This is a genomic window from Opitutus sp. sgz309028 (genome assembly GCF_059821195.1).
In genome coordinates, this window is the sequence record NZ_JCAMRR010000003.1 from 841473 (window position 1) to 854610 (window position 13138).

At 63.6% G+C, this 13138-nt stretch carries 10 protein-coding genes; 7 read left to right on the forward strand and 3 right to left on the reverse strand.

What is annotated here, in order from left to right:
* Window positions 1–28 precede the first annotated feature (28 nt).
* Entirely contained in the window at window positions 29–1669 is a 1641-nt protein-coding gene (locus tag AC6RV7_RS15060) for a golvesin C-terminal-like domain-containing protein (protein WP_500094840.1), read from the forward strand.
* 118 nt (window positions 1670–1787) lie between these two features.
* Here AC6RV7_RS15060 and AC6RV7_RS15065 read toward each other — a convergent pair whose 3' ends face one another.
* The 3 genes from AC6RV7_RS15065 to AC6RV7_RS15075 all read right to left on the reverse strand — a co-directional run bounded on the left by AC6RV7_RS15065 (window position 1788) and on the right by AC6RV7_RS15075 (window position 5628).
* Window positions 1788–3155 carry a Gfo/Idh/MocA family protein gene (locus AC6RV7_RS15065; RefSeq protein WP_500094841.1) on the reverse strand — a complete coding sequence of 456 codons (1368 nt, stop codon included), beginning with the start codon at window positions 3153–3155 and terminating at the stop codon, window positions 1788–1790.
* 240 nt (window positions 3156–3395) lie between these two features.
* Window positions 3396–4184 (reverse strand): response regulator, encoded by a 789-nt coding sequence (locus tag AC6RV7_RS15070; protein ID WP_500094842.1) that lies wholly within the window; start codon window positions 4182–4184, stop codon window positions 3396–3398.
* An 88-nt stretch (window positions 4185–4272) separates the two neighbouring features.
* Window positions 4273–5628, reverse strand: a complete 1356-nt coding sequence (locus tag AC6RV7_RS15075) for an exopolysaccharide biosynthesis polyprenyl glycosylphosphotransferase (RefSeq protein ID WP_500094843.1) — start codon at window positions 5626–5628, stop codon at window positions 4273–4275.
* A gap of 248 nt (window positions 5629–5876) precedes the next feature.
* Here AC6RV7_RS15075 and nusG point away from each other — a divergent pair, with 248 nt between their 5' ends.
* The 6 genes from nusG (at window position 5877) to AC6RV7_RS15105 (ending at window position 13111) form a co-directional block, all read left to right on the forward strand.
* Window positions 5877–6470, forward strand: coding sequence for a transcription termination/antitermination protein NusG (gene nusG / locus AC6RV7_RS15080; protein ID WP_500094844.1), 594 nt, complete (start codon window positions 5877–5879; stop codon window positions 6468–6470).
* A gap of 145 nt (window positions 6471–6615) precedes the next feature.
* Window positions 6616–7887 (forward strand): outer membrane beta-barrel protein, encoded by a 1272-nt coding sequence (locus tag AC6RV7_RS15085; protein ID WP_500094845.1) that lies wholly within the window; start codon window positions 6616–6618, stop codon window positions 7885–7887.
* A 1-nt stretch (window position 7888) separates the two neighbouring features.
* Window positions 7889–8530 carry a polysaccharide biosynthesis/export family protein gene (locus tag AC6RV7_RS15090; RefSeq protein WP_500094846.1) on the forward strand — a complete coding sequence of 214 codons (642 nt, stop codon included), beginning with the start codon at window positions 7889–7891 and terminating at the stop codon, window positions 8528–8530.
* A 29-nt stretch (window positions 8531–8559) separates the two neighbouring features.
* Window positions 8560–10713 (forward strand): GumC family protein, encoded by a 2154-nt coding sequence (locus AC6RV7_RS15095; RefSeq protein WP_500094847.1) that lies wholly within the window; start codon window positions 8560–8562, stop codon window positions 10711–10713.
* A gap of 26 nt (window positions 10714–10739) precedes the next feature.
* Window positions 10740–12242 carry an O-antigen ligase family protein gene (locus tag AC6RV7_RS15100; RefSeq protein WP_500094848.1) on the forward strand — a complete coding sequence of 501 codons (1503 nt, stop codon included), beginning with the start codon at window positions 10740–10742 and terminating at the stop codon, window positions 12240–12242.
* Complete coding sequence (locus tag AC6RV7_RS15105) at window positions 12239–13111, forward strand: ABC transporter permease (protein WP_500094849.1); 873 nt, start codon at window positions 12239–12241, stop codon at window positions 13109–13111. Before AC6RV7_RS15100 ends, AC6RV7_RS15105 begins: the two co-directional genes overlap by 4 nt.
* The last annotated feature ends 27 nt before the right edge of the window (window positions 13112–13138 follow it).

Here is a 13138-nt window from a genome sequence, read left to right on the forward strand (position 1 = left end):
CACTCCGGCCCAGTTGCGCCGAAAACCCATGATGAAATACCCCTCGCCCCTGCGGCGCGTGTTCCGCGCCCTCTCCACGTTCGTCGCTCCGCTTGTCCTCTTCTCCGGAAGTTCGACCGCCGCTCCCGAGTTCATCCTTAGCGATGTCTGGACGCCCGCAAACGGTGAGCTTGATGGCAATCTCGCCAACGGCCCCGAGCCTCACTTCGTTTATGGCATCGCTGTCACGTCGAACGATACGATCCTCGTCGCCTGCGAAGGTCGCACCAGTCACAGCGTGTCGTCCCCTGACGCCGGCGCGAAATTCCTGCTGGTCAAACGCAGCCTCGATCGCGGCGTCACATGGGGAAACGACATCGTGGTCGAGGGTGGTGATGGCGCAAGTTGGACCAATCCCACCTTCGTCGTCGACGGCACCACGATCTACCTTTTTTACGGCAGCACACTCACCGGCACCAAGACGCTACACTACAAAACCTCGACCGACAACGGCGCGACCTGGAGCACGCCACGGGCAAACATCAACAGCCTCTGGGGCCAAAGCTTTCCGCACGGTTGGGTGCAACATGGTGCCATCGGCCACGGTATCAAAAAGCTGAAAAACCCGCATCGCGGCCGGCTCGTGCTCACGTTTCACCACCGCACCGGCTCCACCACCCCGGCCAGCGCCGCGAAATACGGCATCGACACGCTCTATCGCGATCCGAACGGTGCCTGGACCCTCGCCCAGGGAACACCGCCGCCGATGTCGCAGGAGACCGACGCCGGCAGCGCCAACGACATCGGTCCCAACGAATCGCGCGTCGCCGAGCGCGCCGATGGCACGCTCGCGATTGTCGCGCGCAAACGCTGGAACACCACCACCCACACCCGCAGCCGCGTATCCGGATCGTCGATATCCAACGGTTTCAACTGGAACAACTGGGTCGACGCCGCCGGCCTCGTCGGCACCAAGTTCGTCGATGGCGGGTTCCTGCGGTTCAGCGACACCTGCCATTTGTATTCACTTTCCAACAACCCGCTCTCCACCACGCGTCTCAATCTCGCCGTCAAAGCCAGTGCAGACGGTGGCGTTACCTGGCCGACCGCCAAAACGATCTACACGGGACCGGCGACCTACTCCGATCTCGCCCGCGATTCGCTCGGCTACATCTATTGCGTCTTCGGTCGGGACGGGAACAATCACAACATCGACGTCGACCCGGCCAATCCGGCTGCACGCGTCACTGTCGCGCGGTTTAATCTCGAATGGCTGACCGGACTCAACCAGCCGACGCTGGTCTTGGACAACGGCGCCGCCGGCTTTTCCTCCACCGGCATCTGGAACACCGCGACGGGCGTCGACGGCTGCTACGGCTCGAGCTATCTCACCGCTCCGTCTGGCACGGCGACCGCCACGTGGACACCCACGATCACGGTTGCGGGCAACTACGAGATCTACACCCGCTGGACTGCGCACGCCAATCGGGCCGACGCCGCCCCTTTTGAAATCCGCTATAATGGCGGCTCCTCCACGACCACGGTTCAGGTGAATCAACAACTGGAAGGCGGTGCCTGGTACTACCTGGGCACCTACAATCTTGCTGCCGGGACCGGCAACTCGATCAAACTCACCGCCAGCGATGCCGGCTATTCGGTCGCGGATGCGGTGATGTTCCAAAAGCAGTAACGCGTCACGAGTTCACGCGCCAGCGTGGGCCGCTCGCGCTACCGACTGACCCGCGATCCTCGAGTGCCGACACGATGCCGACCAAGCTCGAGTCTTTGCGTCGGCCGATACGCGAAATCTAAACCGCGTAGGCTTTGCGCATCGGACGCGAAAGCATCCGGTTCGCCTCGGGGTCGTTGACCACGCGTTCGGTCGCGGGATCCCAGCGCAGGCTCGAACGCCGCAAACGGATCGCGATGTTCGCGAGGTGCGCGATCGAGATCGAGCGATGACCGACCTCCACCGGCGCGATCGTCGGCTGGGCGTTATAAATGCAGTCCACAAAATTGCGCTCGTGCATGTGGCTCTCGTAAAGGCGAACCTCTCCCGGTCCGATTCGCTCGCGACGCACGGTGTCGGGATTCGACTCCAGAATGCCACGGGCCACGAAGATCGAACGCCCGTCTTCGCCTTCGAACAGGAGTCCGTTGCGGTTGTTATGCGCGACGTTTGCGCGGACGCCATTCGCGTAGACGACATCGAAGGAAAACTCCGTCGGCGTGTTATACAGATCGGTCGCCGGCGGCAGCGTCGCCTTCACGTTTTCGATGCTCACCGGCCCTGAATCGTCCGTGCCCAGCGCCCACTGGAGAATATCGAGATGATGCGCCCCCCAGTCGGTGATGAAGCCGCCGGAATAATCGAAGTTGTGGCGCCAGTTGAGCTGCAGCAGCGCGGGAGCGTAATCGCGTTTCGGGGCCGGCCCGAGCCAGAGATCCCAGTTCAGCTCCGGCGGCACCGGCTCCGGCTGCTTGCGATCGCCGAGCTTCGACCAGTTCGTGTGCCCGCCGCTGAAACCGATCTTCACGTTCTGCACGCGGCCGATGCGGCCGTTGCGGATCAACTCGCACGCGGTGCGAAAGTGCGTCGAGCTCCGCTGCTGCGAGCCGGTTTGAAACGTCACCCCCGCGTCGCGCACCGCACGCGTCATGCGCTGACCTTCCTCGACGGTCAGCGACAGCGGCTTCTGCGTATAGATGTGCTTGCCTTGCCGCGCGCCGATCAGCGTCGCCGCGCAATGCCAGTGATCCGGCGTGGCGATGTAGATCGCGTCGAGGTCCTCGCGCGCGAGCATTTCGCGAAAATCTTCATAGACGCGGCACCCCTTGAAGGTCCCGCCCGGCTGCTGCTCCGCATAAAACGCGTCAACGGTTCGCTGACCGACCAGCCGGCCGCCGCGCGCCTCGCCCTGATAACCGTAGTTGCCCAGCTCGGAGACGGGATCGGCCACCGCGACGACCTGCACGCGCGGATCCGCGAGAAAATTGGGCACCGTCGAAAACGCGATCGTGCCGTAGCCGATCACGCCGAGGTTGATGCGCGCCGATGGATCGGGGCGACGCACGCGGGCTCGCGGCGCGGCACACGAACTCAGGGAGGGCAGCACCAGCGCCGCGGCGGACGCGAGGGCGGATTGGATGATGAACTCGCGGCGACTCAGATTCATGCCCGGAAGTGAGTCGCGACTCCGCATCGACGGCAATACGAGACTGAGACTCTCTGACCCGGCGCCGGACGACGGGACCGATCATTCAGGCCGCATTCCTGCAAGCGGCAGAGGCGGTCGTGCCGATCGAAGCCAGCGGAAACCCGCACAACTATTGGCCCTTGACGGCTTCGAAAGCCGCAACCGTCGCAAGGCGACGTTCACCTCGCGACGTTGTAGTTGAAAACTGGTGACGCCGCTTCAGGCGGTCTGCTGCTGCAGGCCGGCGTCGTGATTGTTCGCCGCCTTGTTTTCCTCGACCCACCGGACACAGAATTGCACGAGCTGCGTGGCGTTGTTGAGGTTCAGCTTCCGCTTGATGTGCACGCGATGCGTCTCGACGGTCTTGATACTGAGGAAAAGTTTCGAGGCGATCTCCCGGGTCGGCAATCCTTCGCCGATCAGGTTGACGATCTCGAGTTCGCGATCGCTCAGGCTGCTCACCGGCGAATCCGCGGCGCCATCCTCGGTGCCGTCCACGAACCGGTTCAGCATCTGGGTCGCGACGCGTTCGCTGACGAAGAGCTGACCGTTGCGGGCGCGCCGGATCGCGTCGAGGACGCGGCTCGTGACGTCCTGCTTCATCACATACGCTCGCGCGCCGGCTTTCAGCACGCGCAGGGCATAGACCGACTCATCGTACATTGAAACCACCACGACATCGATCCCCGGATCGAAGGCCTTGATGTTCTTGATCAGTTCAATGCCGGAATTCCCCTTCAGCGAGATGTCCGCGATGACCAGGTCAGGCCGGTTCTTCATGATCTCGGCCGTGGCCGTCGCCGCATCGGCCGCCTCGCCGCACACCTCCATGTCGGATTCCGCGTTGATCATCGCGCGCAGGCCCATGCGCATCAGCGGATGATCGTCGACCACATAGATCCGGGTTTTGGCTGCCGGCGGATTCGGAACGGCGGGTCCGCTCGAGTAAACGCGAACGACCGAGGGAGTTTTGGCGCTCGTGGCGCTGGAGGTGCTTGCTACTTTCACGTGTATTGAAGGGACATTTCTGCCGGCGCATGGACCTCGTCTGGCGTAAGTGGTTCGCGCAAAACCGCTCCGCCATCGGGAATTTTCCTCAATAGGCCGAGCGCGGCGGAATGAATACCTGCCGCACCGTCCGAGCGAGGATCAGCAAATCCAGGAAAATCGTCCATCGGCGGATGTAGAGCATGTCGTATCCGATCCGCTTGTGCAATAACGATGGTTCCGAGATCTCGCCGCGGAAACCCTTGCTTTGCGCGAGACCGGTGATGCCCGGTTTCACGAAATGGCGCGTGTAGTAGGAGTTCACCACCTTCGCGAACTGCTCGTCGTGCTCCAGCAGATGCGGACGCGGACCGCTGACGCTCATGTCGCCGAGGAGCACATTCAGGAACTGCGGAATCTCGTCGATGCTCGTGCGCCGCATGAATCGTCCGAACGGATACACGCGCGAGTCCTGGCGCTGGGCCTGCTTCGCCACGGACTGCTCGGCGCCGGCCACGTGCATCGTGCGGAACTTATAGATGAGAAACTTCTGGCGGTTGAGCCCGGAGCGGAACTGGCGGTGAAAGATCGGCCCCGGCGATTGCAGCCGCTGCATCAGCGCCACCCAGGCGACGAGCGGAGGCAGCACGAACAGCACCACCGGCAGCGCCACCACGATGTCGAGCGTGCGTTTGAGGGCGCGGTTGGCCGGATTCTCGAGCGGCTCCGCGGTGAGCATCACGAACGTGTAGTCGCCCTCGTGCTCGATCGCGATCGGCGCCCCGCCGAAATAGCGGCGGCTGTTGGAGTAGAAGCGCACCCGGCAGCCGGCGTCTTCGACGCAGCGCGCGATCTCGCGCGCCTGCCGCGGGTCGTGGGCGAACTGCGACACGACGACTTGGGAGATGTCGTGTTCGATGACCACGCGACGCAGTTCGGACAAGCTGCCCAGCAGCGGCAGTCGCGAACGCCCGTTGCCACCGTTGCCGACCCAACCTACGACCTGGATACCAAGGTGCTCGCGCTCCTTGATCCAGTCGGCGAGATCGTCGAGGTCTTCCGATGGCGCGACGAGTACTGTGCGCATCACTCCGCGATGGAAAAACAGGCGGATGATCAACCGCGGGAAAAAGTGGTTCGCGAAGACCAGCGTCACGGCCATGATCGCCATGTAGCTCGAGAGAAAAATACGGGAGACGCCGGCGTCCTTCGTTGCGAAGGCGATCGTGAAAAGCACCGCGATGATCCGGACGAGCTGCTGGCGCGCGAGCCCCGCGGCCTCGGCCCAACTGAGATTTCCCAGCCGGCTCTGATAGCCGCGCAATCCGTGCGTGATCCACAAGGCGCTGGCGAACACGCCGAGCAGATAAATGGAGAGATTGACGGACTCCGCCAATTTAACCCAGCCCAGCCACTCGATCGCCGCGGCCCAAGCCACGTAGACGATCGACGCGGTGAGAACCAAGGCGCAGCCATGGAGGCAGCGCAGCCCTTCTTGTCGGTCTTTTAGCATAGCGGTCCTGGAATGTGTGTGTGTGGTGTCCAGCGACAGTGGATCATAGCCCCAGTTCGTGACTAAGGTAGCGTCCGGCCCCCTGTTCAGGACCTCCGCCACAGTGCGGTAAATCTCATCGGGCAATCCCTGATCGTGGCCTCCCCGGCGCGATCCCCCTTGCCTCGCCCCGAGACGGAACGACGCTGCCACCATCCGCGATGAACACGGCCGACACGACAGCGCGAACAGGGTGGTTTTGTGTCCGTGCGCAGACGCGTCGGGAGCACGCCGCCGCGCTGGCGCTGCAACAGCGTGTGGGTGTCGAGGTGTTCGCGCCGCGTATCCTTATTTCAAGGACGAGGCCCGGCGGCGGCGTGATGACCTCCGTGGCGGAGGCTCTGTTTCCGGGGTATATTTTCGCGCGCTTTCAATATCCGCACCAGTTGCGGCATGTGGTGAGCACCCGCGGCGTCACCGGTGTCGTCAGCTTTGGGGGCGAGCCGCCGACCGTGGCGGACGGCGTGATCGAGTTCCTGCGGGCGCAGCTTCGCCGCGCCGGCGCGGCGGATCCGCTGCCGGTATTTCCGGCGGGCGCCTGGGTGCGCGTGGCGAGCGGATGTTTTCGCGATCTCGAAGGCCGCGTCCTCGCCTTCGATCCGCAGACCGAACGGGTGCGGGTGTTACTCAGCCTGCTCGGGCGGGAGATTCAGGTGAGCGTTCCGGCCCACCAACTTGTAAACGAGGACGATCCTTCGCGGAAGTACCCCGCGGGATTGAGGCGTTCTGAAATCGGCGCGGCACCAGTCGCCTGATTTTAGGTCCATGGGGCAGTGAAGCTCCCGGCCAAGGGGAGATCTGGCAGCTGAGGTGCATCGCAGTGCGATGCGCTGAGGCGGCAGCTTGGCGAAAACCGGCGATCCGGTGGGCATCCAGCTCCCCTCGCCTCCTCCCACATCCATGAAAGCACCTCACGTCCTCCTGGCGGTTGCCGCCACGTTCACTGCGACCAGTTCCCTCCTCGCGTTTGCCGAGTTTGCCCGCGGCGAGGCAAAACTGTCGACCACGGCCCGGGCCACATACGACTCCCGCGTCTTCGGCGGCGCCAACGGCGCCGACGACTACATCTTCTCGCTCGAACCGCTGCTGATTTACCGGCGGGAGGCCGGTCAGATCAAACTCGAGAGCGAGCTGGGCACGCGCATCAATCGTTACCTGGATTTCACCGAATTGAACTCGGAAGATTTCGTCGGCTCGCTGCGGCTGCGGCTGCCCCCCGAAGAGGCACGACGTTTTTCCGGCACGTTCCTGATCAGCTACGACGAGCGGACGGACGTCAATTACGACGTGAACACGCGGGTGCGTCAGAAAAATTTCCTGACCAGTGCGAACGCGCTCATTCCGACGGGCTTGAAAACGAGCGTCGTGCTCGGCGGCTCGTTCCGCAACGACCAGCGCAATCAGTTCAGCGATCGCGAATCGTGGGATGGCTACGCGGGTTTTCGCTACGGCAACTTTCTCGGCGGCGCGATGATGGAACTCACCTATCGTCACACCGATCTCGAATCCAGCGGCGGCAATGCCTGGGGGATTCCGCTCGATCAGCAAAGCGACACCTACTCCATCACGTTTTCCCGGCCGATCTATAACGATTTTCGCGGCTCGCTCAGCTATGGCTACCGGATCCTGAACCGTTCGCGCAGCGAAGTTTTCGGCCGCTCGGACCGGAGCGAGGGCTCGATCGTGACGCTTCGCGTCGACGGGCCGTTCCTCCCGGAATCGATGTTTCCCAAGGTCGAGACTTCCTTCGCCATCGGCTATCAAAAGGCCGAATCGCCCGGCATCAACGACACCGGCGGCGAACGTTTCGTGGGTTCGGCCCATGTGACCTGGCACGCCCGCGAGCGCACCGATGTGTTCCTCGATCTTCGCCGTTCCCTCGAACTGTCGATCAATGATCTCACCGTGGAAACCAGCGCGGCGGAAATCGGCGTCTCCCAGAAAATCGGCGCCTTCATCGACGCCAACGCCTCCATCGGTCGCGAACAGCGCGACTATCGCACCGCGGGACGCAAGGATCACGCCACGATCGCCTCCGCCGGGCTCGCCTACCGGATCAATCCGGCCTGGTCGGCTCATGCGCAGTATCGACTCCGGGACTCGAGCTCGAGCTGGTCGAACGCGGACTACTCGCGCCATGTCGCTTACGTTTCGGTGAACTACATTTTCTAAAATGTCCTCCGTCCTTCGCCTCCTGTCTGTCGTGGCGCTGCTGTCCGCGGCGTCCGCGCGCGCGCAGATGCCGGCCATCGAGCCGACGCCTGTGCTGCCTGCCTCCAGCGACACCGATCCGTCCTACCGCCTCACCGCGGGCGATTCGGTGTCCGTCAACGTCTACGGCGAAGCCGACATGTCCGCCGCCCAGCGGCTCGACTCCACCGGCGTCTTGCGCCTGCCGATGATCGGCGAGGTCAAGCTCGGCGGCCTCTCGGTCCGCGAAGCCGAAGGCCGCCTGGAGAATTTGTACAAGGAACGGGAACTGCTGAAGTCGCCGCTCGTGACGATTGCGGTCAGCAACTACGCCTTGCGGGAGGTTTCGGTGCTCGGCGCCGTGCGTTCGCCCGGCAATTTCCAGTTTCCCAAGGAAACCACCAGTCTCGACATCGCCGACTTGATCACACGCCTCGGCGGCTTTTCACCGACCGCCAAATCGGACGCCGTCAGTGTCATTCGCCGCAAACCGGACGGCACCGAGGAGGTCACTACGGTCGACGTGGAACGCATGATCTCGGGCCGGCGCCGCGGCGATGCGAGCCGCCGCGAATTTGCCATTTATCCCGGAGACCGGATCTGGGTGCCCGAACGCCTCTTCTGATTTCGTTCCAACTTCAAATTCCCACACCTATGGCCAAGACGAAGAATTCCGCCGCGGCGGCCGCGCCCGCTTTTCGCATTTCTCCGCGGGACATCCTGCAGATGTTTCAGGAGCGCTGGTTGATCGGCCTCCTGATTGGCGCCGCCGCGGCCGCGGCGTTTGTTTTTCTGCAACCGCGTAAAGATCCTGTATATTACAGCGAGGTCAGCCTGCTGTTCGAATCGAAAAAGGACCGCGTGCTCAACATCCAGGAGGTGGTCGACACCGGGGTGCGGAGCGCCAACGAGCTCAACATCCATGCGGAGCAGCTCCGCAGCCAGACCTTCTTCGACTACATGCTGTCCTCCTTCAACAAGGAAGAGACGGCGCGCATCCAAAAGGCCTATCGCGACCTCGAGCAGCCGGACAAGCCGCTGCCGAGTCTCGCCGAGATCATCCGGCCCAACGTCAACATCTACCCGCGCCGCAACACGACGATCATCGTGATCGGCGTCACGAATCGCAACCCCGAGGCCGCCGCGCTGATCGCGAACCGTTACGCGCGCCGCTACATCGACTTCAACCTGGATCGCGCCAACAGCGGCACGAACTCGGCGATCATCTTCCTGCGCAATCAGGCGGAGGAGATGCGCGCGCAGGTCGAGGCTGCGGAGGCTTCGCTGCAGGACTATCGCACGAAGTACAACATCGCCTCGCTCGGCGAAAACCAGAGCGTGGTCCTGCAAAAGGTCGGAACCGTCGGCACCGCGCTCGTGCAGGCGCAGATGGAGCAGGTCGAGATGCGCTCGGTGCTCGACAAGATCGAGGAGTATCGCGCCGACAAGCGCGACCTGTTCGAGATCCCGCAGATCAATGGCTTCGGCCAGGTCAACGGACTGCGGGTCCGCCTGGAGGAACTGAAGGCCGCGCGGCTGCTGCTCGCGGAGAAATACCTGCGGCTCCACCCCAAGATGGTCCAGAACCAGCTGCAGATCGACGAGACGTCGCGGCTGCTCAACGACGCCGTGAAAATGGCGATCGCGAACCTGGAAACCCGCCTGCGCATCGCGGCGCAGCATGAGTCGCGTCTGCGCAAGGAGCTCGCCGACGCCGAGGGCAAAGCCCACGAGCTCGACAAGACGTCCATCGACTACCGTTTTCTCGAACAGGATGCGGCCACCAAGCGCTCCACTTACGCGCGCATCGTCGACCGGCTCAACGAGGCCAGCGTCGCGAGCCAGATGGAGAACACGAATATCAAGATCTTCGATCCGGCCTACGTGCCGATGAGCGCCATCGGCGACGGTGCGCTCGGCATCGCGCTCAAGGCGGGTGTCATCGGCGTCGGCCTGCTCGTCTTCGTGCCGCTTGGTCTCGGTTTTCTCGATACGCGCATCAAGACGGTCTCGCACGTCGAGGACTCCCTCGGCGAGGTGCTGCTCGGCGCCGTCAAGCCGATCGACGGCCTCGGCGAGGTCGAGCGCGCGCATGTGTATCGACTGCACAAGGACGACGGGCTCACCGAAAGCTATCGCGGCATCTACAGCTCGATCGACATCCACTCCACGGAGGCCTTTCCGAAGGCGATCATCAGCACCAGCAGCATGCCGGGCGACGGCAAGAGCCTGACCGCGAGCAATCTCGCGGCGGTGTTCGCCGCGCACGGCCGCCGCACGCTCCTCGTCGACTGCGACCTGCGCCGGCCGGTGCTGCACCGGTATTTCGGCGTCGATGTCACAAATGGATGGATACAGGCGCTGAACGCGCCCGCGCCGGCCGCCGGCACGCCGGCGGAACCGCCGACGATCGCGTTCACCGAAAACCTGGACCTGCTGCCTTCCGGTGGTGTCGCGAAGAATCCGACCGAGATGCTCGAGAAATTCGTCACCTCCGGCATGCTCAAACGGCTGCTGACGCGTTACGATCTCGTCATTCTGGATACGCCGCCGGTCGCGGTCTTCCCGGACGCCCTCCTGCTCAGCCGTTATTGCAAGGAGCTGATCTACGTCTGCAAATTCGGCTCCGTGCGTCTCAACAACGTCCGGCGCACGCTGCAGAAGCTGCACGAGACCGGCGTGAAGGTGCTCGGACTGGTCATCAATCAGATGCCGGAGTCGCGTTTCCGCGCGTGCGGCTATCAGGGCTACGGCGCATATGGCCAGGAGTATTACCAGGCCTACGCCAAGACGAGTGCGGCGCATTGATGCGGTGATCGTAATCGACACTGCTCATGCCGCACTCCACTCGCGGGGCGCCGCTCGCGGATACGCTTCGCGCGCTCGGCGGCGTCGTGCTGCTGATCGCGCTGGCGGTGGCGCCGCTGAACTACGGCTCCACCCGCCCCGTTCCGTTTGAAACGCTGTTCGCATTGACGCTCGCGGGCGGCGGCTGCTGGTTCCTGAGCACGGTCGTTCGCCGGGAGTTTCCTCTGCCGCCCTGGCCCGCGCGCATCGGAATCCTGCTGGTTCTTTTCGTGGCGCTCGCCTGGCTACTGGCCTTCACTCCGCCGGAAGTGCCGGCGTTTACGCGCGGCCACTTCGCGCGCATTCAAGCACGCTGGCCTCACAGCGTCGTGCCGCGCGATTTCTCTTCATTGCTCCTGTGGGCGCTCGCCGCGCTGATCGCCTTCGTCGCCTTGTGGGACCTCGCCCGCCAGCGGGCCTGGCGAACGGCCATCGCCGGCGTGATCCTCTGGACGGCCGTCACGGTGGGGCTGCTCGGCTTGCTGCAGAACGCGACGCGCGCGCGCGGGATTTACTGGGACACCGAGCACCGGCTGCCGGGCGCGTTCTTCGGACCGTTCTTTCACCACACGTCAGCCGGAGCCTATCTCAACACCGCGTGGCCCTTGGGACTGGCGCTCGCGCTCGCGGCGATTCGCCGCAACGGCGGCGAGGCAGGGACGCGGCTGACGATCGCCGCGTGTTTGATCGGAGCGGCGTTGATCCTGGCGGCGCACGGTGGACATGTGTCCCGGCTGCCGCAGGTCATCGCGCTGGCAGCGCTCGTGGTCTTCGCGCTGTGGGCTGGAGTTTGGCGCGTGCTCGGCGAGGTTCGCGGATTGCGGATCGCGCTGGGCGCCGTGGCACTGATCGTGGGCGTAATCGTGGTGGCCGGCGGTGCGGGACGCATCAAGGACATCCGTGCGCGCTGGTCGCTATTGAGCTGGGAGGGATTGCGCGGCGATGCGAGCCGGGTGGCCAACGTGCCGCCCGAGCGCGACTGGCGCCGGCTGATGCGCGACGACCTGTTCGTCCCCTCGGACCACAGCGCCTATCCCCTCGGCGATCGGGGCGCGATGTACGCTGCAGCGATCGGCGCGATCCGCGAGCGGCCCTGGTTTGGCTGGGGGCCGGGCGGATGGACGGCCGCCGCCGCGCACCATTCCTCCGACCCGTTTGTGCGAACTTTTTTTCTCATCGTGCAGTTCACCCATGAAGATTACCTGCAGACCTGGGTCGAATGGGGACTGATCGGAGCGGCCGGGTGGCTGCTGCTCGTGCCTGGCGGAGGTTTTCACGCGTTGCGACGCCTCGGCCGACAGCCGGCCACGGATTTCATCGGCGCGGGCGCGACGGTCGCGCTGGGGGCGGTGCTCACCCAGTCGCTGATCGATTTTCCGCAGCAGATTCCCGCGATCCAATACAATGTCATCGCCCTCGCCGCTCTCGCCTGGTCTGCAGGTGCCTCGGAACTCCCGGCGCGAAAACGGTCTAGTTCTCCCTCCTCATGAGCGTATCGACTCCTATCGAAGAAATCGTCATTCGCCCGAATCAATCCTGGCTGCGCATCGATTGGCGCGGCGTCCTCCAATACAAGGATCTCGTATTCCTGATGGTGCGGCGCGATTTCATCGCCCGTTACAAGCAGACGATTCTCGGACCGGCGTGGTTCATCATCAATCCCGTCATCACTTCGCTGATGTTTACGGTGGTGTTCAGCCGCGTGCTCGGCGTGGGCACCGGGGGAATTCCTCCGATGCTGTTCTATCTTTCGGGCATGCTCGCCTGGTCCTATTTCTCGAACCTGCTGAGCACGACGAGCAATGCGCTGCTCCACAACGCGAGTCTGTTCGGAAAAGTTTATTTCCCGCGGCTCATCGTGCCGCTGGCGATGTCCGTCTCGAGCTGCATCGCGTTCGGCATCCAACTATGCACGTTCCTCGCCGTCCTCGCTTTCAACGTCGCGACCCATCGCGCCGACGTGTCGCTGGCGCAGGTCGGCATCGCGCTCCTCTCCCTGCCGCTGATTCTTCTGCACACCGCGCTGCTGGCGATGGGCGTCGGACTCACGCTCGCCTCGATCACAGCGAAGTATCGGGATTTTCAACACCTCACCGGTTTCATGCTCCAGCTGTGGATGTATGCGTCGCCGGTCATTTTCCCCTTCGCTCACGTCCAGCAGAAATTTCCCGGACACTCCTGGATCGCCGCGCTCAACCCCATGGCCGCGGTGATCGAGAATGTCCGGGCGCTTTTCTTCGGTACCCCGGGCATGCCCCTGCCTTACCTCCTGTTCTCCATCGGCGTCGCCGTGACGATTTTCCTGTTCGGCGTGCTGAATTATCAGCGCACCGCCCGGACGTTCATCGACACGGTGTGAAGCCCGGCCCCGGTCCGTTCATCCTTT

Excerpts from the sequence above, each read along its gene's own strand:
- AC6RV7_RS15100 (WP_500094848.1), top strand. The coding sequence starts at position 10,740 with ATGCCGCACTCCACTCGCGGGGCGCCGCTCGCGGATACGCTTCGCGCG.
- AC6RV7_RS15085 (WP_500094845.1), top strand. The coding sequence starts at position 6,616 with ATGAAAGCACCTCACGTCCTCCTGGCGGTTGCCGCCACGTTCACTGCG.
- AC6RV7_RS15095 (WP_500094847.1), top strand. The coding sequence starts at position 8,560 with ATGGCCAAGACGAAGAATTCCGCCGCGGCGGCCGCGCCCGCTTTTCGC.
- AC6RV7_RS15090 (WP_500094846.1), top strand. The coding sequence starts at position 7,889 with ATGTCCTCCGTCCTTCGCCTCCTGTCTGTCGTGGCGCTGCTGTCCGCG.
- AC6RV7_RS15105 (WP_500094849.1), top strand. The coding sequence starts at position 12,239 with ATGAGCGTATCGACTCCTATCGAAGAAATCGTCATTCGCCCGAATCAA.
- AC6RV7_RS15060 (WP_500094840.1), top strand. The coding sequence starts at position 29 with ATGATGAAATACCCCTCGCCCCTGCGGCGCGTGTTCCGCGCCCTCTCC.
- AC6RV7_RS15065 (WP_500094841.1), bottom strand. The coding sequence starts at position 3,155 with ATGAATCTGAGTCGCCGCGAGTTCATCATCCAATCCGCCCTCGCGTCC.
- nusG (WP_500094844.1), top strand. The coding sequence starts at position 5,877 with ATGAACACGGCCGACACGACAGCGCGAACAGGGTGGTTTTGTGTCCGT.